The following is a 22,485-nucleotide window of genomic DNA, read 5'->3' as shown; positions in this document are numbered from 1 at the left end:
GTGATGATGAGCGGGCGCCTAGATCAGACCGGCCTGCGTCATCAGGTCGGTCACCTGCTTGGAGTTCAGTGATGCCGGGTCGATCTTGGGGGCATCCAGGTCGGCCAGCGGCACGAGCTGGGAGTTGGCGGGCACATCAGAGCCGACGGGGTATTCGAAGGACGTGCCGTTCTCCAGCACCTCCTGGCCCTTCTTGCCGGTGATGAACGCGAGAAGCTTCTGCGCGGCAGCCTTGTGCTGACTGGACTTCAGCACACCGCCGCCCGAGATCGAGACGAAGGCGCCCGGGTCCTGGTTCTTGAAGTAGTGCAGCTTGACGTTGTTCGAGTTCTCGCCGGTGGCCGCCTGGTCGCCGAACCAGTAGTAGTGGTAGATGATCGCGCCGTCGACCTCGCCGGCGTTGACGGCCTTCATGGCGGTGGAGTTGCCCTTGTAGGCGACGGAGTTCGTCTTCATGGCCTTCAGCCAGCTCTCGGCGGCGTCGGCGCCCTTCAGCTGCACCAGTGCGGACACGATGGCCTGGAAGTCGGCACCGGAGGGGGATGCCGCCCAGCGCCCCTTCCAGGCCGAGTCGGCCAGATCCATCATCGAGGCCGGCAGCTGCGCCTCGGTGAGCTTGGTGGTGTTGTACGCGAACACCGTGGAGCGGGCGGCGATGCCGACCCACTTCTCGGACGATGGGCGGTACTGCTCGGGAACGTTCTTCAGTGCCGTGGCGCCGGGTGAGGTGAACAGGCCGGCCTTCTCGACGGCGGTCATCGACGGCGAGTTCTCGGTGAGGAACACGTCGGCGGGGGAGTGGGATCCCTCGGCGATGATCTGGTTCGACATCTCGGTGTCGTCGCCGTTGCGGACGTTCACGGTGATGCCGGTCTCCGCGGTGAACGCGTCGATCCACTCCTTGGTGAGGGTCTCGTGCTGCGCGTTGTAGACGGTGATCGTCTCGTCTGCCGCGGGAGCCGAGGATCCCGGGGCGGCGGGCGAGCTGCTGCACGCGGCGAGGGTCAGGGCTGCGACGGCTGCCGCAGTGGTGGCGGAGAGCATGCGAAGACGACGGTTCACGTTTTTCCTTCGATGAGGGGATCGGCGCGATTGCACCGTATCAAGTGTAGGTAAGGCAAGCCTAAACCCGAAAGCCGTCGCTTTCGGAATCCTCGCACACGGGAGCGCGCCTCCCGGATCCCCGGGAGGCGCGCTCGTCGTCCGGCGACCGCCGGGCTCGAGGATGTCAGTTCGACGCGGGAGCGGCATCCTTCACATCGATCGGCGGGGTCACGCCCGCACCCCACACGGGAGCAGGCAGGGTCGTCGTCGTGCCGCCCTGGATCTGGCGCAGCGCGTCGGTGATCTCGGTGACGTTCTCCGGCACCGGCAGACCGCACTTCTCCAGCTCGCTCTTCAGCTTGAGCGTCAGGCGGGTCTTGCCGGCCTCGACGGCCTGCGCCGTGGTGCCGGTCTCGATGGCACTGCCGGTCTGGATGTCGGAGACCTGATCGCACACGTGGTACACCGAACCGCCTGCGACCCAGGAGACCTCGTCGTGGCCGAGCAGTTGGACGACGGCGGACTGGTCGGCGGTGTACTTCTCCACGGACGGCGGGTTGAAGTCCACGCCGACGTACGTGGCAAGCAGCGCCAGCACGATGCCGACGACGCCGGCGGTGGTCTTCTGGCCCTTGCTCATGTCCTTGTTGAGGAAGACCAGGACGATCAGCGGCACGAAGGCGATGATCGCGATGATGGCGCCGAGCTGGTTCTGCACGAAGAACCGCACGGTGTCGGACCTGCGCGCCGGGTCGAGGCGGTTGGCCTTCTTCCACAGGATCGAGCCCGTGATCGACAACGCGGCGATGACCACCAGCAGTACCAGCAGGCTGACGAATGCCCACTGCGGGAAGGTCGTGGTGACGCCGGTCTCCTCGAGGCGCCCGGTGTCGGCGTCCCGGACGAGCTCGCCGGCCTTGCCGGTGACGACGCGCTGGCGCAGCAGCCAGAAGATCCCGACCGCCTCTCCGGCGATGGCCAGCGCCCACAGCGCGATGGCCGTCCACCGGAACGTGGTGGCCTTCTGCTTGGCCTCCGCCGTCGGCACCCAGCTCGCGGCCGGCTCGGCGGATTCCCCGGCGCCCGCCTGCACGGCCTTCTTCTTGCTCTCTGCCACGATTACCTCCCGATGTGGTGTCGCCCCCGAGCCTAGTGGGGAGGCTCCCGCCGTCTGGGTACGCTGGAAGCATGATTTCCGATGGCGACGACGACGCCCTGAGCTGGGATGGTGACGACGCGCTCGAGGCTCGGCGCCCCGAGGTGCGCCCCCGCGAGTCCGCACCGGTGTCGAAGCCCGCAACCCCACCATCCGCGCGCGCTGCCGCCGGCGCCGAGGCGGAGGTCGAGGCGGAGGTCGGTGATGCGCCCGGTGGCGTGGGAACGGTGACGCTCCTGCTGCTGGGCATCCTCGGCGGCATCTATCTGCTGTTCACGATCGGCTGGATCATCGGCGGCGTCCGCATGCAGGCGCCCGTGATGTTCACGCTTCCCGCCTTCCTGTACCAGGGCGCGCTGTGGCTGGCGGTGCTGGCCCCTGCACTGTGGTTCGCCGCCGTGCTGGTCGCTGCGCGTCGCTCGAAGGATTGGGTGCGCATCGTCTGGCTCATCGCGGGCGCTGCGCTGCTGGTGCCATGGCCGTTCGTTGCGGGAGGAGCGGCATGAGCGCCGACATCATCGAGCCGAAGCCCCTCGCCCGTGTGCTGCGCGGGTTCCTGACGGGGTTGGCGGGCCTGCTGTACGCCTTCCTGATCTGGACCGCTGTGTTCTACGCCATCCAGCTGTCCTCGGGCGACATGACGCCGTACGGCTGGGCAGTCCTGCTGCTTCCGGCCGTGGTGACCGCCGTCGTGTTCGCCGTGGCGTTCGTGATCGCACGACGCCGCGCCATCGGGGCCTTCGTGCTGGTGCTGCTGGCGGGGCTGGGGCTGAGCGCGGTGTTCCTGCTGAACACCTTCAGCTTCGTCATCCGCAACCTCTCCTCTCTGACCGGATCCTGACCGGCGTCACACGGTCGGGAGAGCCTGCTGCGCTCGGGTAAAGTGTGTCCCGATCGCGCCCCCGACGGCGTGCGGCGCATCGACTGCCCATCCACCGTGCGCTGCCCCGAAGGATATCTGTGTCGAACCAGTCCGCAACAAAGCCCGTCGTCCTCCTCGCCGAGGTCCTCTCACCCGCGACGGTCGAGGCTCTCGGGCCCGACTTCGACGTGCGCAGCGTGGACGGCACCGATCGTCCCGCGCTGTTCGCCGCCCTCGCCGAAGCGGATGCCGTGCTGGTGCGCTCCGCGACGAAGGTGGACTCCGAGGCGCTGTCGCACGCGCCGAAGCTGAAGGTCATCGCCCGCGCCGGCGTGGGCCTGGACAACGTGGACATCAAGGCCGCCACGGCCGCCGGCGTCATGGTCGTCAACGCGCCGACGTCCAACATCGTCTCCGCGGCCGAGCTCACCATCGGCCACATCATCAGCCTGGCGCGCCGCATCCCCGCCGCGAATGCCTCGCTGTCCTCGGGCGCGTGGAAGCGCAGCTCGTTCACGGGCGCCGAGCTGTTCGAGAAGACCATCGGCATCATCGGCCTGGGGCGCATCGGCGCGTTGGTCGCCACCCGCCTGAACGCCTTCGACATGCGCGTGATCGCGTACGACCCGTACGTCACCAGTGCCCGGGCTCAGCAGCTGGGCGTGCAGCTGGTCTCGTTGGACGAACTGGTCGCACAGGCCGACTTCGTCACCATCCACATGCCCAAGACGCCCGAGACCACGGGCATGATCGGCGCTGCGCAGTTCCGGGCCATGAAGCCCTCCGCCTACGTCGTCAACGTCGCTCGCGGCGGCCTGATCGACGAGGCCGCGCTGCACGACGCGCTGGTCGCGGGCGAGATCGCCGGTGCGGGCATCGACGTGTTCACCTCCGAGCCGCCCGTGGAGGGCTCCACCGCGCACGCGCTGCTGGGCCTGCCGAACATCGTCGTCACCCCGCACCTGGGCGCCAGCACCGCCGAGGCCCAGGAGAAGGCGGGCGTCTCCGTGGCCCGCTCCGTGCGGCTCGCGCTGGGCGGCGACCTGGTGCCGGATGCCGTGAACGTCGCCGGCGGCGTCATCGACCCCTACGTGCGCCCCGGCATCTCCCTGGTCGAGAAGCTCGGCCAGATCTTCTCCGCCCTGGCGCAGTCGCCGCTGACCAGCCTCGACGTCGAGGTGCACGGCGAGCTCAACGACTACGACGTGAGCGTGCTCAAGCTCGCGGCCCTCAAGGGCGTGTTCACCAACATCGTCAGCGACAACGTGTCGTACGTGAACGCCCCGCTGCTGGCCGAGCAGCGCGGCGTGGCCGTGCGGCTGCTGAAGGACGAGATCAGCGAGGAGTACCGCAACGTCATCACGCTGCGCGGCGCCCTCTCCGATGGCACGCAGGTGTCGGTCTCGGGCACGCTCACCGGGCCCAAGCAGGTCGAGAAGCTGGTCGGCATCAACGGCCACGCCATCGAGCTTCCCATCGAGACCAACCACGTCGTGATGACCTACACCGACCGCCCCGGCATCGTGGCGGTCTTCGGCCAGAAGTTCGGCGATGCGGGCATCAACATCGCCGGCATGCAGGTGGCCCGCGAGGCCGCCGGCGCGCAGGCGCTCAGCGTGCTGACGCTGGACTCCCCGGTCACCGACGAGCTGCTGGCCGATGTGGCCGGCGCCATCGACGCCGACCTGTTCCGTCAGGTGGAGATCACCGAGGCCTGAGGCCCGAGCTTCTTGGCGCGGGCTCTGGATCCTCCAGAGCCCGCGCCGTCGCGTTCAGCACCAGCGAGATCAGTTCGTCGAGTGCGGCGCCGGTGGGTACGAACTCCTCCCCTGCGCCACCAGGCGAGGACAGCGAGTTGTTGAAGTAGAGCCCGTCGCCGAGCAGCATCACGAGCTCCAGGGCGGTGTCGTCGCGGACGTGCGGACGGATCTCTGCGGCCCAGCGTCGGCGGACATCGCTGATCGCCTGCGCTGCGGCGTGCGAGCCGGCCTGCACGAGTCGAGTGTTCGCGACCAGGGCGCGATCCAGAGCGTCATCCTCCATCACGGAGGTTCGCACGTAGTAGGCGACAGGTCCTTCCGGGGCATCGCGCATGCGCTGCAGATCCGCATCCGTGAGCTCTGACAGCCGCTGGGCGAGCCCCGCGGCAAGGGCGTCCTTCGAGTGGAAGTGGTAGAGCAGGCCGCCCTTGGAGACGCCGGCGGCTGCGGCGACCGCCTCCAGCGTCGCGGCGCGCTCGCCGTCGGCGATGAGGAGGGACTCATAGGCGTCCAGCACGCGCTCGCGTGCCAGGGGAGGTCGCGGCATCTCGTCTCCTTGCTGGTCTGAGGCGTCGGCTGCACAGCGTCCGATCAGGCGGACATCTGTTACTGTACCAGCCGGACGGTTAAGTAACGGGAGGAATCATGTCGGCCACCGCGCCCATCGAACTCACCGGGGTCGACGGACCCCGCGTCGGGGCACGCGGCTGGGCCGCGCTGGTCGTGCTGATGCTGCCCGTGCTGCTGGTGTCCGTCGACAACACGGTGCTGGCGTTCGCCCTGCCGGAGATCTCGCTCGCGCTGCAGCCCAGCGGCGCCGAGCAGCTGTGGATCATCGACGTGTACTCGCTGGTACTGGCGGGACTCCTGGTGACCATGGGCGTGATGGGGGACAGGTTCGGCCGTCGGCGGATGCTGATGATCGGAGCAACCGGCTTCGCCGTGGTCTCCGCACTGGCGGCGTTCGCGCCGACCGCAGGTCTGCTCATCGTCGCACGCGCTGCCCTGGGGCTCTTCGGCGCGATGCTGATGCCCTCCACGCTGTCGCTGCTGCGCTCGGTGTTCCTCAATCGTGACCAGCGCCGCCTGGCCATCGCCGTGTGGGCGTCGGCTTTCTCGGCGGGGTCCGCGCTGGGACCCATCGTGGGCGGCTTCCTGCTGGAGCACTTCGGCTGGGGGTCGGTGTTCCTCATCGCCGTGCCGGTGCTGATCCCGCTGCTGATCGCAGGGTTCTGGCTGCTGCCCGAAAGCGGCGACCCGAACCCGGGTCGTATCGACCCGCTCGGCATCGCGCTGTCGATGGCTGCGATGATTCCCATCGTGGCCGCCATCAAGTCGTTCGCCGTGGACGGCCCGAGGCTCTCCGCTGCGATGTTCCTGCTGATGGGCGTGTGCGCCGGCTTCCTGTTCGTGCGGCGGATGCGGCTCGCGGACGCGCCGATGCTGGACATGTCGCTGTTCCGTCGTGGCGGCTTCAGCGGCGCCATCGTCGTGAACCTGCTCAGCGTGATCGCGCTGGTGGGGTTCCTGTACTTCGTCCCGCAGCAGCTGCAGCTCGTCATCGGCCTCTCGCCGATCGTGGCCGGCTTCGTGCTGGTGCCCGGCATGGCGGCGATGATCGTCGCGGGTCTCGCCGTCGTGCCCGTGTCCCGGCGCGTGCCGGCGCACATCGTCGTTCCCGTCGGCCTGTCGCTGTCGGCACTGGGCTACGTCATCGTCGCGGCGACGACGGGGCTGAGCGGCGTGGGCTGGTTGATGGTGGCGTTCGCGGTGCTGGGCGTGGGCATCGGCGCCGCCGAGACCATCTCCAACGAGCTGATCCTCGCGCACGCCCCGGCCGAGAAGGCGGGAGCGGCCAGTGCGGTCTCCGAGACGGCGTACGAGCTCGGGGCGGTGCTGGGCACCGCGGTGCTCGGCGGCATCATCACGGCGTTCTATCGCGGCGCGCTGGTGGTGCCGGAAGGGGTGCCGGCGGCATCCGCTGCGCACGCGCGCGAGACGCTGGCCGGCGCCTGGACGGCAGCCCACGATCTGCCCGCCGGTATCGGCGGTGCACTGTGGGATGCCGCTGCCGCAGCCTTCGGAGCGGGCGCGTTGACCACCTCGATCATCGGCGCGGTGCTGGTGATCGGCGCGATCGTCGTCGCGGCGACGACGCTGCGGCCGAGCGGGAGGCGCTGACGCCCGACACGCGGGCAGGCGGCTCCGCGCGCGCCGGTACGCTGGATGTCAGTGTCCGCGACGACCCGCGCTGCGGACGAGCAGTGCCTGCAAGGAGACTCATGTCGCGCGTCGTGAAACTGGCTGTCATCCCCGGCGACGGGATCGGCCGTGAGGTCATCGCCCAGGCCGAGCGCGTGCTCGACGCCGTCACCGCGTCCAGCGACGTGACCTTCGAGAAGACCCGGTTCTCGCTGGGTGCGGCCCGGTACCTGGAGACCGGCGACACGCTGACGGATGCCGATCTCGCCGCGATCAAGGCGAACGACGCCATCCTGCTGGGCGCGGTCGGGGGAGTGCCCGGCGACCCGCGGCTGAAGGACGCCAACATCGAGCGCGGACTGCTGCTGAAGCTGCGCTTCTCGCTGGACCACTACGTGAACCTGCGCCCCTCGAAGCTGTTCGCAGGAGCGCCGGGCCCGCTGTCGAACCCCGGCGATGTCGACTTCGTGGTCGTGCGCGAGGGCACCGAGGGCCCGTACGTCGGCAATGGCGGAAGCATCCGCGTGGGCACCGCGCACGAGGTCGCCAACGAGACCAGCGTCAACACCGCCTACGGCGTCGAGCGCGTCGTGCGCTACGCCTTCGACCTCGCCGAGCGTCGGCGGAAGAAGCTCACGCTCGTGCACAAGACCAACGTGCTGGTGAATGCCGGCGCGCTGTGGAAGCGCGTCGTCGACCTGGTCGCCGCCGAGCATCCGGATGTGACCGTCGACTACCTGCACGTCGACGCCGCCACCATCTTCTTCGTGACGAATCCCGCGCGCTTCGACGTGATCGTCACCGACAACCTCTTCGGCGACATCCTCACCGACCTGGCCGGCGCCGTCACCGGCGGCATCGGTCTCGCCGCCTCCGGGAACATCAACCCGTCAGGCGAATTCCCCTCGATGTTCGAGCCCGTGCACGGCTCGGCTCCGGACATCGCGGGCCAGCAGAAGGCCGACCCCACGGCTGCGATCCTGTCGGTCGCCATGCTGCTGGATCATCTGGGCCTGAGCGACGAGGCAGCCCGCGTCCAGCGGGCCGTCGAACAGGACATCGCGACCCGTTCCGGGGCCCGCGCCACCAGCGAGACCGGCGACGCCGTGATCGCTCTTCTTCAGGCGTAATCTGGCACCTGAGCGTGCAAAGCCGCCGCCTTCGACCGAGGACAGACATGACCGACACCACCACCGCCCCTCTGACGTTCGCCGTGACGAAGAACCTCGCGGCCAAGAGCCCCGCCGCGCGCGAGGAGATCCTCCAGCACCCCGGCTTCGGCGTGCACTTCACCGACCACATGGTCGACATCTGCTGGTCCGAGCAAGGCGGCTGGCATCGCCCGCGCGTGCAGCCCTACGGCCCGATCACACTCGACCCGGCGGCCGCGGTGCTGCACTACGGGCAGGAGATCTTCGAGGGAATCAAGGCCTACCGGCACGCAGACGGCTCGGTGCACACCTTCCGCCCCGACCGCAACGCCGCTCGCCTGCAGCGCAGCGCACGTCGGCTGGCGCTGCCCGAGCTGCCGACCGAGTACTTCATCCAGGCGATCCGCGAGCTCGTAGCCGTCGATGGCGCCTGGGTGCCGTCCGAGGACGACGAGAGCCTGTACCTGCGTCCGTTCATGTTCGCCAAGGAGGCGTTCCTCGGCGTCCGCCCGGCCAGGAAGGTCGCGTTCTACCTGATCGCCTCGCCCGCCGGTGCGTACTTCTCCGGCGGCGTCAAGCCCGTGCGCATCTGGCTCAGCGAGAACTACGCCCGCGCGGGCAAGGGCGGCACGGGAGCTGCCAAGACCGGTGGCAACTACGCGTCCAGTCTGCTGCCGCAGGCCGAGGCGTACGAGAAGGGCTGCGACCAGGTGGTCTTCCTCGACCAGCACCGCAATGTCGAGGAGCTCGGCGGCATGAACGTCGTGTTCGTCTTCAAGGACGGGCGCATCGTCACACCGGAGTCGGACTCGATCCTCGAGGGCATCACGCGCGATTCGATCCTGCAGCTGGCCGAGGATCGCGGCCTCACCGTCGAGCGCCGCGCCGTCTCATTGGACGAGTGGCGAGCGGGAGTGGCCTCGGGTGACATCGTCGAGGTGTTCGCGTGCGGCACCGCCGCGGTGGTCACCCCGATCGGCACGCTGGTCGGGGAAGGCTTCGAGGACGCTCAGCCTCTCGGCGAGCTGGCCCTGTCGCTGCGCGAGGAGCTCACCGACATCCAGTACGGCCGTCGCGAGGACAAGCACGGCTGGCTGCTCCGCCTGGACGCCTGACTCCTCTTTCGTCGACACCCCGGCTTCTCGCCCACACCCCGCCCTGCGGACGCCGTACCCCGGGCTGTGGACGGCAGGTCGGGGTCTCGGCGGATGTGCGCGGGGCGGATAGGCTTGCCGGGTGAAGATCGCGCGTTTCAGCCACAGTGACGGCATCCGGTTCGGCATCGTCGACGAGGGCGACCTGGTCGTGCTCGAGGGCGACCCGATGTTCGCCGGTTTCGACACGACGGGGGAGCGCGTCCCGCTCGCGGGCGCCACATTGCTGGCGCCGGTGATCCCGCGCTCGAAGGTCGTGTGCGTGGGCCGCAACTACGCCGAGCACGCCGCCGAGTTCGGCAACGTCGCGCCCGAGGAGCCGCTGCTGTTCCTCAAGCCCAACACCGCGGTGATCGGCCCGGGCGACGCCATCGTGCGCCCGGTCATCTCGGAGCGCACCGAGTACGAGGGCGAGCTGGTGGTCGTCATCGGCCGCATCGCCAAGAACGTCAAGGCCGAGGACGCCCTGGACTACGTCTTCGGGTACACGGTCGGCAATGACTTCACCGCCCGCGACATCCAGCGCAAGGACGGGCAGTGGACCCGGGGCAAGGGCTTCGACACGTTCTGCCCGTTGGGCCCGGTGATCGAGACCGAGTGGGACGCGACGGATGCTCGCATCCAGACTCGCGTGAACGGGGAGGTGCGTCAGCAGGCGCCCATCTCCGACATGATTCACTCCGTCGCGGACATCATCGCGTACGCCTCCGCGGCCTTCACGCTGCTGCCCGGCGACGTGATCATGACCGGCACACCCGCGGGCGTCGGCCCGGTCGTGGCTGGAGACGTCATCGAGGTCGAGGTCACCGGCATCGGCAGTCTTCGTAATCCCGTGCGCGACGCCGCACCCGTCGGTTGAGCGAGTTCAGCCCGGACCGGCTCGCCGCCGTCCAGCGTCGCACCGTCCGCATCCTCTCGCTCGGGCAGGTGCTCGGCGGCATCGCGTTCGGCGCGACCGTGTCACTCGGAGCCCTGCTGGCGGCCGATCTGTCCGGCAGCGATGCGCTGTCGGGATTGGCCACGGCATCCGTGACCCTGGGCGCCGCGGCGTTCGCGATCCCGCTCGCACGCTACGCCAGTGGCCACGGTCGGCGCCTGTCCCTGACCGTCGGCAACGCCCTGGCGCTGGTCGGCATCGCCATCGTGATCCTGTCCGCGGCCCTGCGGATCTTCCCGATGCTGCTGGTGGGCGTGATCCTGATCGGCATGGGCAATGCGGGCAACCTGCAGTCCCGGTTCGCCGCGACCGACTTGGCATCGTCCGAGCATCGCGCGCGCGACCTGTCAGTGGTGGTGTGGTCCACGACCGTCGGCGGCGTGTCCGGTCCGCTGCTGATCACCCCCGGCGAGATCGTCGGGCATGCGATCGGGATGCCGCCGTTCACCGGCTCGTTCCTGTTCTCCCTGGTCGCGCAGGTCGCCGCCCTGATCCTGTACCTGGTGGCGCTGCGACCGGATCCGCTGCTGACGGCGCTGCACCTGGCGAGGAACGCGGCATCGGCGTCGCCGCTGGGCACGGGCGTCGACCGGCCGGTCGTCGCGCGCTACGCCATCTTCGCCGTCGCAGGCTCCCACGCGGTGATGGCCTCCGTCATGGCCATGACGCCGATTCACCTGAAGCACATGGCGATGGACATGCATGGATCGATGACCAGCGACACCGACATCACGCTGCTGGTCGGCATCACCATCGCACTGCATGTGGCGGGCATGTACGGGCTGTCACCGGTCTTCGGCATCCTGTCCGACCGCTGGGGGCGGCTGCGGGTCGTGCTGCTGGGCCAGGGCATCCTGCTGGCATCGCTGCTGACCGCGGTCTTCGCCAGCGGCAGCGCGATCGGCGTGGTGATCGCGCTGATCCTGCTGGGGCTCGGCTGGAGCGCCGCGACCGTCGCCGGCGCCGCACTGCTCACGGAGTCGTCGACCGTGATCATGCGGCCGCGTCGCCAGGGCATCAGCGACTCGCTGATGAGCCTCACCGCGGCCGCCGGCGCCGCCGCGGCGGGCTGGGTGCTGACCGAGTTCGGCTACCCGGGCCTCAGCATCGTGGCCCTGGTGTTCGTCGTCGCGATCGTGGTGCTCGCGCCGTTCGGGCGGATCCGCGATCACACGCCTGCATCCGTCGCCTGAGCAGTCTCAGCGCGAGCATCCGTCGCCGGTAGAATCGAGGGGATATGGCTACTGTGCACCCTCTCACCACCACCGCCACCGGATCCGACATCCGCGTGCGCTTCTGCCCCTCGCCGACCGGCCTGCCGCATGTCGGCATGGTGCGCACGGCGCTGTTCAACTGGGCCTACGCGCGGCACAACGGCGGCAAGCTCGTGTTCCGCATCGAGGACACCGACGCCGCCCGCGACAGCGAGGAGAGCTTCCGCCAGCTGGTGGATGCGCTCACCTGGATGAAGATCGACTGGGACGAGGGCGTCGAGGTCGGCGGCCCGGACGGACCCTACCGCCAGTCGCAGCGCCAGGACATCTATCGCGACGTGATCGCCCAGCTCGTGGCATCCGGCGCCGTGTACGAGAGCTTCTCCACGGCGGAGGAGATCGACGCCCGCAACGAGGCGAACGGCCGTGCCAAGCAGTTGGGCTACGACAACCACGACCGGAATCTCACCGACGAGCAGAAGGCGGCGTTCCGCGCCGAAGGCCGCCGGCCCGCCCTGCGGCTGCGCGTGCCCGACGAGGACCTGACCTTCGTCGACCTCATCCGCGGCGAGATCACCTTCCCGGCCGGCTCGTTCCCCGACTACGTGCTGGTGCGGCCCAATGGGCAGCCGCTGTACACATTCGTGAACCCCGTCGACGACGCGCTGATGGGCATCACCCACGTGCTGCGCGGCGAGGACATCATGCCCTCCACCGCCCGCCAGCTGGTGCTGTACGACGCGCTGACGAAGATCGGCGTGGCGAAGTTCGTGCCGCGCTTCGCGCACATGCCGCTGGTGCTGGGCGCCACCGGCAACAAGAAGCTGTCCAAGCGCGACCCGCAGGCCGACCTGTTCCTGCACCGCACGAACGGCTTCATCCACGAGGGCCTGCTGAACTACCTGGCGCTGCTGGGCTGGTCGATCGGTCCCGATCGCGACGTGTTCTCGCTCGAGGAGTTCATCCGGGCGTTCGACATCGCCGACGTCAACCCGAACCCGGCCCGCTTCGACGAGAAGAAGGCCATCTCGATCAACGGCGACCACATCCGTCGGCTGGACGCCAAGGACTTCGCCGAGCGGATGCTGCCGTATCTGGCGGATGCCGGTGTCTTCGGCGCTCCCGAGCCCACGCACGAGCAGATCGTGCTGGCCTTCCGTGCGGCCCCGCTGGTGCAGGAGCGCATGCAGCTGCTGGGCGAGGCGCCCGACCTGCTCGGTTTCCTGTTCACCGATGAGATCGAGTACCAGGCCGACGCCATGAAGGGCCTGCCGGCGAACGCGGTCGAGGTGCTCAGCGCCTGCGTCGCAGCGCTCGAGCCGGTGGAGGAGTTCACCCCGGAGAACGTCAAGGAGGCCCTCTCGGCATCCCTCGTCGAGAACCTGGGCCTGAAGCCGCGCGTGGCCTTCGGCCCGCCGCGCGTCGCCCTCAGCGGTCGTCGCGTCTCGCCGCCGCTGTTCGAGTCGATGGAGCTGCTCGGCAAGGACGAGACGCTGCGCCGACTGCGGGCACTCGCCGACACCCTGGGCTGACTTCGGTGACGGATGCCGCGATGCCGGCAGCCGAGACGGATGTCATCCTCGGCGACCTCGGCGTGCTGCTGCTGGAGTGCGGCATCTCGGTGACCGACGTGCGCGGCTCGCTGGAGCAGGTCGGCAGGCGCGCTGCGCCCGAGGCCGCGCACGAGTTCGCGATCCTGCCTGAGATGGTGATGGTCAGCCGGCCCGGTGCGTCGTCGGCGACGACGACCGTGATCGGCAAGGGCGAGGCGCGCACGTTCCGGCAGTCCGCCAGGGCCAGCAGGCTCGTGCACGAGCTGGAGTCCGGTGCGGTGCCGCTGGCTGCGGCACCGGCCCGGATGGCGTCGATTCGCGCGACCCCGAGGCATCACCCCTGGCTGCAGAGCGTGATCGGATGCGGGTTGCTGTCGCTGTCGCTGGCGTGGCTGTACCGGTGCCCGTGGTGGGCCGTGGCACTGGCGCTGGTCGTGGGGCTGCTGGTGGGCGGGCTCACGATGCTGATGATGCGTGTGCGCGCGGCGGCTGCCGTGGCGCCCTTCGTGTCGGCGTTCCTGTCCACGCTGCTCGTGGGAGCGGTGGCGGGCTGGCTGGACCTCGGGCCGGTTCCGCTGTTCGCGGTGTGTGCGCCGGTGGCGATCCTGGTGCCGGGGGCGCTGATCACCAACGCGCTGCTGGAGCTGACATCCACCGACATCGTCACGGGGGCGTCCCGGCTGATGTACGGATTGATCATGCTGGCGTTCATGGCGGCCGGCGTCTACTCGGGGGCCTACCTGACCGGGCTGCGCGTGGATTCGGAATCCGCTGCTCTGGTGGGGGAGGCCGTGCAGCTGACCACCCGGAGCAGCGGCTGGGAGGCGCTGCCGCCGCTGTGGTCCGCGTGGGGCGCCGTGATCGTCCTGGCCGTCGGGATCGGCCTGGCCTTCGGGTCGGGCTTTCGTCTCACGCTGGTGTGCGTGGTGGTCATGGCGGGCACCTATGCGGTGCTGGCACTGTTCAGCCCGTGGGTCGGCAGCATCGTGGCCATGGGCGTGACGGGAGCGGTGCTCTTCGTCGCCGCCCGCGTGCTGGAGAGGCTGACCATCGCCATCCCCGCCACCGTCTCGTTCCAGCCGGCGTTCCTGCTGCTGGTGCCCGGCACCATCGGCCTGGTGTCGCTGGCCAGCTTCGACGCGCAGGCGCTGGTCTCGGCGCCGATGATGTTCCTGAGCCTGTGCATCGGCACGAAGGTGGGCGCACTGCTGGCGGATCTCGCGCGCATCACCCGCTCGACGGTGTTCCAGCGCTGGACGCGTCCGGCGCGGATGGGGGAGCTGTGAGCACGCCACGCCCGGGCAGTGCGCCTCGATTCGCGCTGAACGTCTCGCTCCGGTAAGCTTGACTCTCGGTGCGAGGCTCCGGTTTCGCTCTTGGGGTATGGTGTAATTGGCAACACAGCGGTTTCTGGTACCGCCATTCTTGGTTCGAGTCCAGGTACCCCAGCCAGACGGTTCTCACTCGAACCATAGTCAGATGAACGAGCTCTTGACTTCCCTGAACTCCCTGCCTTCGGGCGGGGAGTTCTTGTTCTCCGCTCCTCGATTGCGCGCCGCCCCTGGGGTTCGCGGAGCTGGCGGTCGGCCTGGTCGCGCTCGCTCGTGATCTGCACGCGATCGCCTTCTAGGCGGATGATCGGGCTTCGCGATCGGAAGAGTGCCGGTGGCGGCGCGCTCTGGTGCGTCCTTTGATTGAGTTTCAGGTCGGCTCCTGATCGGTCCTGTCTGCTGTCTGCGCGCGTACGCTCGGGGGATGCGGACACAGCGTGCGGCGGTCGTGTACAACCCGGTCAAAGTGCGCCTTGACCGGGTCCGCCGCGCTGTTGGCGAGCAGGAGCGTGCGCACGGCTGGGAGTCGTCTCGCTGGTATGAGACGAGCAGCGAGGATTCCGGGGTTCGTGCCGCCGAGGACGCGCTCGCCGGCGACCCGACGTTGGTGATCGTCGCCGGTGGAGACGGCACGGTGCGGACGGTCGCCGAGGTCGTGCACGGGACTGGTGCGCCGATGGCGCTGCTGCCCGCCGGAACCGGGAATCTCCTGGCCCGAAACCTCGGACTACCGTTGAATGACGTCGATGACGCGGTCGCTACGGCGTTCTCGGGAGCGACCAGAGCGATAGACGTGGGCGTGGCCGAGCTCGAGAACGAGACCGGAGAGCGGCGCACGCACCTGTTCCTGGTCATGGCCGGCATCGGACTCGATGCAGAGATGGCTGAGAACACGACCGCGCTGGCGAAGAAGCGCCTGGGATGGATGGCGTATGTGGCGCCGATCGCGCGATCGGTCATCGCGAACCGTCTGTTCCATCTGGACTATCGCGTCGACGCCGGGCATGTGCGGTCGACGCGTGCGCATACGGTGATCGTCGGCAACTGCGGGACTCTTACGGGCAACATGCTGTTGATCCCGAATGCGAAGGTCGACGACGGACTGCTGGATGTGGTGATGTTCCGTCCGAAGGGTCGACTGGGGTGGGCGGGGATCGGGACCCGCCTGACCCTTCACGGCCTCGCGAGCCGGTCTCGGTTCGGTCGGAACGTGCTCGGCCTCGCACCGGACCTGAAGGCGCTGGGGTACGCGCAGGGCACGAGATTCGACGCCCGGTTCGACACTCCGCGCGGGATCGAACTGGACGGAGACGGTTTCGGGCTGGTCACGCGCGCGCGGATCACCGTCAGAGCAGCAGCTCTCGACATCTGCACCCGGGCGGATGCTGCCTGACGAGACTCAGGCTGCCGTGCGCTTGGCCCGGTGACGGAGGATTCCGAAGATGAGCGTGCCGATGAAGAGCACGATTCCGATGATGGCCAGCCACAGCAGACCCTGGAATACGAATCCGACGACTGACAGCACCACCCATGCCACAAGCAGGATCACGAGTACTGTCCACATAGTCCTCACCGTACGCGTCATTCCAGGCAGATGGCCAGAACGGGACAGATTCACAGCAAGAGGGTCTCCGACCGTCTCGAACCTGTGAGCGCATACATGTCGGACGCGTACGGTCCAGCAGATGAACAGTGAGAGTCTGCCCGAAGAGGATGCCGACCGCGAAGCGACCACACCGGCGAGTGACGGCGGGGTCACGCGCCGTCCGCGCGCCCCGGGCGAGGGGGAGACCAGCTGGGATCGTGCCGTGGGGCTGCACTGGCATCCGTACTCGGCAACCGCGGAGACTGCGGCGCGTGCGGATCTCGAGGATCGCGTACGGGCGTCGAAACCGAAACCCATCGACTCGCAGCGCCCTGACGAGGGCGGCTGAGAGGAAGACTGTCGGCGAAGCAGCGACCGGTGTGGTCTCGCGACTGAGCCACCGACTCTCGCGAGGAACTGGTGGCTCATCGTGGGGTGAGGGCTCTCACCGTGATGACGGTCGATGGGGACACGCGCGATCCGGTGGGGGCTCTTCGACATGTCCCACCGGGCGATGCTGCCTGTGAGCGCACACATGTTCGAGGCGTACCGTCGGTTCATGAACACACAAGTGAAGATCGCAGGGAACGACCCTGGACTGCTGGGACTGGGATCCGTCCTCGTCGGCTCGCTTCCCGCGACGCTTCTGACGGCTGAGGCGCCGGACCGCTACACCGTGGAAGCGGTGTTCACCCGCAAGACGGATCGCGACGAGGTCACGGCGATCCAGGGAAGCCGGACGCGCGCGTACCTGTCAGCGAACGGATTCCCGACCGTCGAACTGCACGTCGCTGATCGGCGACTGGAGATCGCGAATACGAACCTGGAAGAACTCCGGGACGGGCTCGGCGCGGTGCTCGCCACTCTGCTCGCCGAGATCAGCGCCGGCCTTCAAGCCGAGCGGATGATCGCAGCGCACCGGTACCAGGACGCCTCGGACCGAGAACAGCAGCGTGCAGCATCCGTCGCCGCCCTCGCCGATTCCGTCACCTTCGTCCGTCGTCCGGTCGAGACTCCGTCCGATGACGATGCGCGCATCGCCGATTGGTTCGACGAAGGAGGCGCCGTCCGCATGTAGGACGACGCCGGAGAGAAGCCATCATGGACGGCGTCCGTCCGACGATCCGCACGCGGCCCCGCGAAAGCGGGACGCACGGGTCGAGCCCATTCACCGAACTGGCCCAGCAGGTCCGCGACCGCGGGCTGCTGCGCCGCCGGTACGGCTACTACTGGTCGAAGCTCGTCGGCGCACCTCTCATGCTGGCCGTCTGCCTCGGAGCCTTCGTGTGGATCGGGGACACCTGGTGGCAGCTCTTCACCGCCGCGGTCCTCGCCATCGTCTTCACGCAGATCGCATTCCTCGGCCATGATGCCGCGCATCGGCAGATCTTCGTCTCCGGCAGATGGAACGACTGGATCAGCCTGGTCCTCGGCGACCTGCTGGTCGGCATGAGCTATGGATGGTGGCAGCACAAGCACACGCGACATCACGCGAACCCGAACAAGCTCGGCTCCGATCCCGACATCGAACTGCCGGTCATCGCTGTCACTGCCGAGACGGCGGCCCAGCAGCACACCCCGCTGATCACCTGGATGCGCGCGCACCAGGGGGTGCTGTTCTTCCCGATCCTGTTCCTCGAAGGGATCTCCCTGCACGCGTCGAGCGTGCGGCGCGTCTTCGCCCGCGGACGCCTGGAACGGCGCTGGGTGGAGATCACGTTCCTCGCGCTGCGGATGGTCGGGTACCTGGTGCTGGTGTTCATCGTGCTCTCGCCGGGAATCGCGTTCGTCTTCCTGTCGGTGCAGCTGGGGCTGTTCGGGTTCTACATGGGAGTGTCCTTCGCGCCCAACCACAAAGGAATGCCCGTCGTGCCACGTGAGATGAAGCTGGATTTCCTGCGGCGGCAGGTGATGATGAGCAGGAACATCCGAGGCGCCCGGTTCCTCGACATCGCCATGGGCGGGCTGAACTACCAGATCGAGCATCATCTGTTCCCCTCGATGCCCCGCCCGCACCTGCGCCGCGCCGCGCCGATCATCGCGGATTACTGCCGCGCGCATGACGTGCCGTACACCGAGACCGGACTGTTCGCCTCCTACGCGATCGTCATCAGATACATCAACCGCGTCGGACTCGGAGAACGGGACGTCTTCACCTGCCCGCTGATAGAACAGCGCGCACACCTCACCGCGAACTGATCGGGCTCCTTCCCACGGTTCGACCAGGGCCCCTTATATCAGCGAGGCGGAAACCCCCGCGATCGCGGAGGCTTCCCGTTTCCTGAGGGATGCCGCGATCAGACGCCGGCCTGTTCGATCACGGCGAGCGCATCCGCCGGCTGCTCGACGAACGTGCAGAACTGGTCGAGGGGGATCGGCAGGAAGCCCTCCTCGTCCATGCGCACGAACTGCTGCTTCAGGCCGTCGTAGAAGCCGTCGGTGTTGAGCACGACGACCGGTTTGGAGTACAGGCCGTGCTTGCGCAGCTCGAGCACATCGGTCGCCTCGTCGAGGGTTCCGCTGCCTCCGACCATCACCACCACGGCGTCGCTGCGCATGAGCAGAGTCGCCTTGCGCTCGGCGAGGTCGGGGGCGATCGCCAGCTCGTTCGGCGCCTGCAGCGCGCGGGCCCTGTCAGCGAGGAATTCCACCGAGATGCCGATCAGCCGGCCGCCGGCGTCGTCGACGGCATCCGCCAGCACCTTCATGAGTCCTGACTCGCTCGCGCCCCAGACCAGAGTGTGCCCGCGCCCGGCGATCAGCCGGCCCAGTTCACGCGCGGCGCTGGTGTAGCGCTCGTCGAGATCGGATGCGGACAGGAAGACGCAGATGTTCACGCCTCCAGCTTAGGAAGCCGTGCCAGGCTGGAAGTGCAACCCCTGCCCGTAGAAGGAGGTTCACCCGTGTCCGTGGTGAAGATCAATGTCCTCGGTGTTCCCGCCGGTGCCGGCCCCGAGCTCGAAGCCCGCTTCGCGGCACGCAAGCACTCGGTCGATCAGGAACCCGGCTTCGAGGGCTTCCAGCTGCTGCGGCCTGCGGGCAGCGGCGATCGCTACTTCGTGCTGACGACCTGGGCGACCGAGAAGGACTTCCAGACCTGGCGGGCCAAGCGCACACCGCACGCTCCGGCCGGACCGAACAGCCCGACGCTCTCGACAGCGGCGGATCTGCTCGAGTTCGAGATCGTCGACCTGGGCTGAACCGGCCAGGAGTCCGCAGGCCAGGACTCCCTGATGGCCGGCGCGTCATCGAGACGTGCTCCGGCTTCCCAGGATCTCGACGGCCCTCGGAACGCCGCTACCGGCTGGAGACAGCACCGAGCACGCGCACCAGCATCCGTGCGGCGGCTGAGCTGGGGACCATCACGTCGGAGTGCCGGCGCAGGACAGCGGCCTGAGCGGCAAGGCTCGCCTTCCCGCGTCGGTGCAGCTCATCCAGGCAGCGGAAGAGCGACTCGACCCGTCCCGCGGGCGTGCTGATCCAGCGCACCGTAGCTGGCTCATCACCGGCGTTCCACATGTGATGAGCGATGCCTGCGCCGATGTCGAACGACTCGCCTGCGGTGTAATCGTGCTCGCTGTCCGCCAGGCCGACCCGGAGAGTCCCGGTCAGCACGGTGAACTGCTCGGAGTGATTCGGATGCAGGTGCATCGGCGGCCGCGCACCGTGCGGGGCGTACGTGGCCTCGACCTCGAAGCGGTCCGGCGTGCTCTCGACGACGACGATCTGCTCGGAGCCGTTGAGCGTCAGCGTTTCGTTCATGAAGTCCTCCAGAAAGCTCGTGCGCAAGTTACTTCCGATAAAGCTAGTTGAGGAGCAACTCGTGTGCAAGCTAATATTCGAGCGTGGATGACAACGAGAGGATCGACACCGTGGTGGGGCAGTGGGCTGCGGAGCGGCCCGATGTCGACCTCGCGGCGATGACGCTGATGGCTCGCCTCAGTCACGCCGCGGACCTCGTGAACGCGCGCATCGAGCGCCTCGCGAAGGAGTATGGCGTGAGCCGTGCCGACGGTGATGTCGTGCTCACGCTGCGTCGCTCCGGCGAGCCGTACCGGCTCTCTCCGACGGCTATCGCCCGATCGCTGCTGATGACGACCGGCACCATGACGGGCCGGCTCGATCGACTCGAGAAGCGAGGTCTCGTCGCCCGGGTGCCCAACGACACCGATCGTCGCGGCGTCGACATCCAACTCACGCCGGAGGGCCTGCGTCAGTCGGACATCGCCATCGCCAGGCACAACGACCTGCTGAAGGAGATCTCGGGCCTGCTCACTCCCGCCGATCGCATCGAGCTCGATCGGCTGACGCGGCAACTGGTCTCAGGGATCGGTGCGCTGGAACCGTGAGCGCACCTGAGGCTGTCGCGCATGCTGGCGTGTGCGGGTGCTGACGCCCTCATGGGCGCACTGACGTCCACACGATCGTGACGCAGACCATCAGCCCGACCAGCGCGACGACGGCCATGGCGAGCATGCATGCCGCCAGCAGGCGCAGACGGCTCTGCTGGGAGGTGACGGCGAAGCGCACCGCGAACATGGCCGCGAGCAGGCACACCAGCAGCGCCACCGCGACGATCGCAACGGGCGCCGGTGCGCCGCCCGTCACGATGACGCCGACGAGAGGGATCAGGCACACGACGACGAAGACGCACGAGCACACCAGCCAGATCGTGCCGGGCGAGCTGCGCAGCGCAGGCTGGTTCGTCACCATGGTCGGATCCGATCGCGAACCGGGAACAGCAGGCTGCCGTTCCCGGCGCAGAGACTCTTTCTCACTCATGCGAGGCAGTATCCGGCCGGAGTGTCCGACTGCGCCACGGGCTGGACAATGAAGCCGAACCATGTCACGGGTGGCACTGGCGCTCTGCGCGCGTCAGTTCTGTCAGCCGCCACCGGAACGGCGCGATGCGACACGGAAGCCGCGGGTGCGAAGCCGTCGGATGCGGAAGACTGGGCCATCATGAGCGCGCCCGTCATCGTCCGGTACTCCGACATCGTCCCCACCCCGTGGAAGAATGGGCGCGGCATCACCCGCAACCTTTTCGACGACGCCGACGCCACGGGGGAGTGGACATGGCGCGTCAGCATCGCCGAGATCACCGGGACCCAGCCGTACAGCCCCTACCCGGGCGTGCGCCGCGGGCAGGTCGCGCTGGGGCCCGGCGCCGTCGATCTGCGCATCGGCGGACGTGAGAGAGTGCTCGAGGAGGAGGCCGTCATCTTCTTCGACGGGGAGGATGCCGTGGATGCCACGCCTCGGGCATCCGGATTCCTCGATCTCAATGTGATGGCCCGCCGTGACCGTTGGACGGGCGCCGTCGAGATCATCGACGGGCCGGGACGTGTCAGCGCGGATGCCGGGATCGTCGTGCTCGTCGCCCTCGGCGACACGGCATCCGTCGACGGCGACGGCCTGCGCCGTCTCGACGGCGTGATGCTCGAGCCGACCGCATCCGCCACGCTCACGGGGCGGTTCGTCGTCGCTGCGCTCGCGCGCAACTGACATGATCGGGGCGCCGGATGCCGCAGTATCCGACGCCCCGCCAGAGATCGCGTTGGCTCAGACCATCTCGCGGTCCTGGGCGATGATCCCCAAGTCGGCGGGCGCGCCGACCTTCAGGGCGGACTGCTCCAGCCCGATGACGCCCACGAGATCGAGCCCGGCTTCCAGCAGTTCGATGACCCGGCGGACGACCGACAGATCGTCCCCGCTGCAGCGGCGTGTCCCGCCCGGAGTGCGGCTCAGCTCCAGCAATCCCCTGCGCTCGTGCAGCCGCGGCGGTGATGCCGTACACGCCGCGTGAACTCTCGCTCGCCGCTCGCGACTCCTCGGACAAGATCTGCGGCCACCGACTTGCTTTTTCTGTGATCAGTGATGTATAAAATCTGTATCACACGACACAGATCGTCGAGTGATCCGCAACCGACAAGTGAGATGGAGGAGTTTCAGAGATGCTGTTGCAACATGACCCATTCCGTGACCTCGACCGGCTCACTCAGCAGGTGTTCGGCACCGCCGCCCGGCCGTCGAGCATGCCGCTGGACGCATGGCGCGACGGAGACGAGTTCGTCGTCGAGCTGGATCTTCCCGGGGTCGATCCGGACAAGCTGGACATCGACGTGGAGCGAAACGTCCTGACGATCAGGGCCGAGCGCCTCAGCCATGTGCCGGACGCCGCAGACGCCGTGGCCACCGAGCGCTCCTGGGGCGTCTTCAGCCGCCAGCTGGTGCTCGGCGATGCACTCGACACCGACAAGGTCGACGCCGACTACACGGCCGGTGTCCTGCGCCTGCGGATTCCCATCGCCGAGCGCGCCAAGCCGCGCAGGATCAGCATCAGCAGCGGCGACAGCGCCAGCGGTCAGGAGAAGCAGAAGAGCATCAGCGCCTGACGCACGCATCCGGCGAAGCGGAGAGAATCCGCTCGGCAACGGAGAGCCTGCTCTGCAACCGAGAGCCTGCTCTGCAACGGAGAGGAGGTGCAGACATGATCCTCGACGCCGGAACGAGGTGCGCGGATGATCCGACAGCGG

At 68.3% G+C, this 22,485-nt stretch carries 26 protein-coding genes and 1 tRNA gene; 19 read left to right on the top strand and 8 right to left on the bottom strand.

All coding sequences use genetic code 11. The features are described from left to right. Positions 1 to 18 precede the first annotated feature (18 nt). Both WA967_RS14280 and WA967_RS14275 read right to left on the bottom strand, forming a co-directional pair. Positions 19 to 1,044: an iron ABC transporter substrate-binding protein gene (locus tag WA967_RS14280; protein ID WP_424423987.1), complete on the bottom strand. Its 1,026-nt coding sequence runs from the start codon at positions 1,042 to 1,044 to the stop codon at positions 19 to 21. Between the two features lie 184 nt (positions 1,045 to 1,228). After that, positions 1,229 to 2,161 carry a hypothetical protein gene (locus WA967_RS14275; protein ID WP_424423909.1) on the bottom strand — a complete coding sequence of 311 codons (933 nt, stop codon included), beginning with the start codon at positions 2,159 to 2,161 and terminating at the stop codon, positions 1,229 to 1,231. A 71-nt stretch (positions 2,162 to 2,232) separates the two neighbouring features. On the opposite strand from WA967_RS14275, the gene WA967_RS14270 reads away from it, so the two are divergent. The 3 genes from WA967_RS14270 to serA all read left to right on the top strand — a co-directional run bounded on the left by WA967_RS14270 (position 2,233) and on the right by serA (position 4,780). Continuing rightward, on the top strand, positions 2,233 to 2,706 hold the full coding sequence (locus WA967_RS14270; RefSeq protein ID WP_424423906.1) for a DNA polymerase III subunit gamma/tau: 474 nt from the start codon (positions 2,233 to 2,235) through the stop codon (positions 2,704 to 2,706). Then, on the top strand, positions 2,703 to 3,041 hold the full coding sequence (locus WA967_RS14265; protein WP_424423903.1) for a hypothetical protein: 339 nt from the start codon (positions 2,703 to 2,705) through the stop codon (positions 3,039 to 3,041). The genes WA967_RS14270 and WA967_RS14265 overlap by 4 nt, the downstream gene beginning before the upstream one ends. 119 nt (positions 3,042 to 3,160) lie before the next feature. Then, positions 3,161 to 4,780 (top strand): phosphoglycerate dehydrogenase, encoded by a 1,620-nt coding sequence (serA, locus tag WA967_RS14260; protein ID WP_424423901.1) that lies wholly within the window; start codon positions 3,161 to 3,163, stop codon positions 4,778 to 4,780. On the opposite strand, the gene WA967_RS14255 is transcribed toward serA, so the two are convergent. Beyond that, on the bottom strand, positions 4,767 to 5,369 hold the full coding sequence (locus WA967_RS14255) for a TetR/AcrR family transcriptional regulator (RefSeq protein WP_424423898.1): 603 nt from the start codon (positions 5,367 to 5,369) through the stop codon (positions 4,767 to 4,769). The genes serA and WA967_RS14255 overlap by 14 nt on opposite strands. A 98-nt stretch (positions 5,370 to 5,467) precedes the next feature. Between WA967_RS14255 and WA967_RS14250 the strand changes: the two genes are divergently transcribed. The 9 genes from WA967_RS14250 to WA967_RS14210 all read left to right on the top strand — a co-directional run bounded on the left by WA967_RS14250 (position 5,468) and on the right by WA967_RS14210 (position 15,757). Then, the gene (locus WA967_RS14250; RefSeq protein ID WP_424423895.1) at positions 5,468 to 7,003 is read left to right on the top strand and encodes an MFS transporter; all 1,536 of its coding nucleotides are present in this window, start codon (positions 5,468 to 5,470) and stop codon (positions 7,001 to 7,003) included. A 101-nt stretch (positions 7,004 to 7,104) separates the two neighbouring features. Further along, positions 7,105 to 8,154 carry a 3-isopropylmalate dehydrogenase gene (locus WA967_RS14245; RefSeq protein WP_424423892.1) on the top strand — a complete coding sequence of 350 codons (1,050 nt, stop codon included), beginning with the start codon at positions 7,105 to 7,107 and terminating at the stop codon, positions 8,152 to 8,154. Positions 8,155 to 8,201: 47 nt separating this feature from the next. Beyond that, entirely contained in the window at positions 8,202 to 9,290 is a 1,089-nt protein-coding gene (locus WA967_RS14240; protein WP_424423889.1) for a branched-chain amino acid aminotransferase, read from the top strand. Between the two features lie 121 nt (positions 9,291 to 9,411). Next, a complete protein-coding gene (locus WA967_RS14235; RefSeq protein WP_424423886.1) occupies positions 9,412 to 10,188 on the top strand; it encodes a fumarylacetoacetate hydrolase family protein in 777 nt (258 codons plus the stop codon). Beyond that, entirely contained in the window at positions 10,185 to 11,459 is a 1,275-nt protein-coding gene (locus tag WA967_RS14230) for an MFS transporter (protein ID WP_424423884.1), read from the top strand. The genes WA967_RS14235 and WA967_RS14230 overlap by 4 nt, the downstream gene beginning before the upstream one ends. A 44-nt stretch (positions 11,460 to 11,503) precedes the next feature. Next, on the top strand, positions 11,504 to 13,012 hold the full coding sequence (gltX, locus tag WA967_RS14225) for a glutamate--tRNA ligase (RefSeq protein WP_424423882.1): 1,509 nt from the start codon (positions 11,504 to 11,506) through the stop codon (positions 13,010 to 13,012). Positions 13,013 to 13,032: 20 nt separating this feature from the next. Continuing rightward, positions 13,033 to 14,319 (top strand): threonine/serine exporter family protein, encoded by a 1,287-nt coding sequence (locus WA967_RS14220; RefSeq protein WP_424423879.1) that lies wholly within the window; start codon positions 13,033 to 13,035, stop codon positions 14,317 to 14,319. Between the two features lie 91 nt (positions 14,320 to 14,410). After that, positions 14,411 to 14,485 (top strand) — tRNA-Gln (locus WA967_RS14215). 303 nt (positions 14,486 to 14,788) lie between these two features. Continuing rightward, on the top strand, positions 14,789 to 15,757 hold the full coding sequence (locus WA967_RS14210; protein WP_424423876.1) for a diacylglycerol/lipid kinase family protein: 969 nt from the start codon (positions 14,789 to 14,791) through the stop codon (positions 15,755 to 15,757). A gap of 6 nt (positions 15,758 to 15,763) precedes the next feature. On the opposite strand, the gene WA967_RS14205 is transcribed toward WA967_RS14210, so the two are convergent. Then, a complete protein-coding gene (locus WA967_RS14205; RefSeq protein WP_298864192.1) occupies positions 15,764 to 15,928 on the bottom strand; it encodes a hypothetical protein in 165 nt (54 codons plus the stop codon). 121 nt (positions 15,929 to 16,049) lie between these two features. Between WA967_RS14205 and WA967_RS14200 the strand changes: the two genes are divergently transcribed. From WA967_RS14200 to WA967_RS14190, 3 genes are all read left to right on the top strand, one after another. After that, on the top strand, positions 16,050 to 16,298 hold the full coding sequence (locus tag WA967_RS14200) for a hypothetical protein (RefSeq protein ID WP_424423873.1): 249 nt from the start codon (positions 16,050 to 16,052) through the stop codon (positions 16,296 to 16,298). A 210-nt stretch (positions 16,299 to 16,508) separates the two neighbouring features. Continuing rightward, positions 16,509 to 17,027 carry a hypothetical protein gene (locus WA967_RS14195; protein WP_424423870.1) on the top strand — a complete coding sequence of 173 codons (519 nt, stop codon included), beginning with the start codon at positions 16,509 to 16,511 and terminating at the stop codon, positions 17,025 to 17,027. A gap of 23 nt (positions 17,028 to 17,050) precedes the next feature. Next, the gene (locus WA967_RS14190) at positions 17,051 to 18,148 is read left to right on the top strand and encodes a fatty acid desaturase family protein (protein WP_424423868.1); all 1,098 of its coding nucleotides are present in this window, start codon (positions 17,051 to 17,053) and stop codon (positions 18,146 to 18,148) included. A gap of 98 nt (positions 18,149 to 18,246) precedes the next feature. Here the strand turns inward: WA967_RS14190 and WA967_RS14185 are convergent, their stop codons facing one another. Next, the gene (locus WA967_RS14185; RefSeq protein ID WP_298864203.1) at positions 18,247 to 18,786 is read right to left on the bottom strand and encodes a TIGR00730 family Rossman fold protein; all 540 of its coding nucleotides are present in this window, start codon (positions 18,784 to 18,786) and stop codon (positions 18,247 to 18,249) included. A 66-nt stretch (positions 18,787 to 18,852) separates the two neighbouring features. Here WA967_RS14185 and WA967_RS14180 point away from each other — a divergent pair, with 66 nt between their 5' ends. Then, positions 18,853 to 19,149, top strand: a complete 297-nt coding sequence (locus WA967_RS14180; RefSeq protein WP_424423865.1) for an antibiotic biosynthesis monooxygenase family protein — start codon at positions 18,853 to 18,855, stop codon at positions 19,147 to 19,149. 97 nt (positions 19,150 to 19,246) lie between these two features. Here the strand turns inward: WA967_RS14180 and WA967_RS14175 are convergent, their stop codons facing one another. Next, positions 19,247 to 19,711: a cupin domain-containing protein gene (locus WA967_RS14175; protein WP_424423863.1), complete on the bottom strand. Its 465-nt coding sequence runs from the start codon at positions 19,709 to 19,711 to the stop codon at positions 19,247 to 19,249. Between the two features lie 83 nt (positions 19,712 to 19,794). Between WA967_RS14175 and WA967_RS14170 the strand changes: the two genes are divergently transcribed. Next, positions 19,795 to 20,298, top strand: coding sequence for a MarR family winged helix-turn-helix transcriptional regulator (locus WA967_RS14170; protein WP_424423860.1), 504 nt, complete (start codon positions 19,795 to 19,797; stop codon positions 20,296 to 20,298). A 49-nt stretch (positions 20,299 to 20,347) separates the two neighbouring features. On the opposite strand, the gene WA967_RS14165 is transcribed toward WA967_RS14170, so the two are convergent. After that, positions 20,348 to 20,662 carry a hypothetical protein gene (locus WA967_RS14165; RefSeq protein ID WP_424423858.1) on the bottom strand — a complete coding sequence of 105 codons (315 nt, stop codon included), beginning with the start codon at positions 20,660 to 20,662 and terminating at the stop codon, positions 20,348 to 20,350. 249 nt (positions 20,663 to 20,911) lie between these two features. Here WA967_RS14165 and WA967_RS14160 point away from each other — a divergent pair, with 249 nt between their 5' ends. Beyond that, entirely contained in the window at positions 20,912 to 21,454 is a 543-nt protein-coding gene (locus tag WA967_RS14160; protein ID WP_424423855.1) for a HutD family protein, read from the top strand. A 57-nt stretch (positions 21,455 to 21,511) separates the two neighbouring features. Here the strand turns inward: WA967_RS14160 and WA967_RS14155 are convergent, their stop codons facing one another. After that, positions 21,512 to 21,706 (bottom strand): hypothetical protein, encoded by a 195-nt coding sequence (locus WA967_RS14155; protein ID WP_424423852.1) that lies wholly within the window; start codon positions 21,704 to 21,706, stop codon positions 21,512 to 21,514. Positions 21,707 to 21,903: 197 nt separating this feature from the next. Between WA967_RS14155 and WA967_RS14150 the strand changes: the two genes are divergently transcribed. Further along, entirely contained in the window at positions 21,904 to 22,344 is a 441-nt protein-coding gene (locus WA967_RS14150; RefSeq protein ID WP_424423850.1) for an Hsp20/alpha crystallin family protein, read from the top strand. The last annotated feature ends 141 nt before the right edge of the window (positions 22,345 to 22,485 follow it).

This window comes from Microbacterium sp. (assembly GCF_049650565.1).
Classification (GTDB): Bacteria; Actinomycetota; Actinomycetes; order Actinomycetales; family Microbacteriaceae; genus Microbacterium.
The sequence above is the reverse complement of the archived record's forward strand: the minus strand, read 5'-3'. Positions and strand labels throughout refer to the sequence as shown.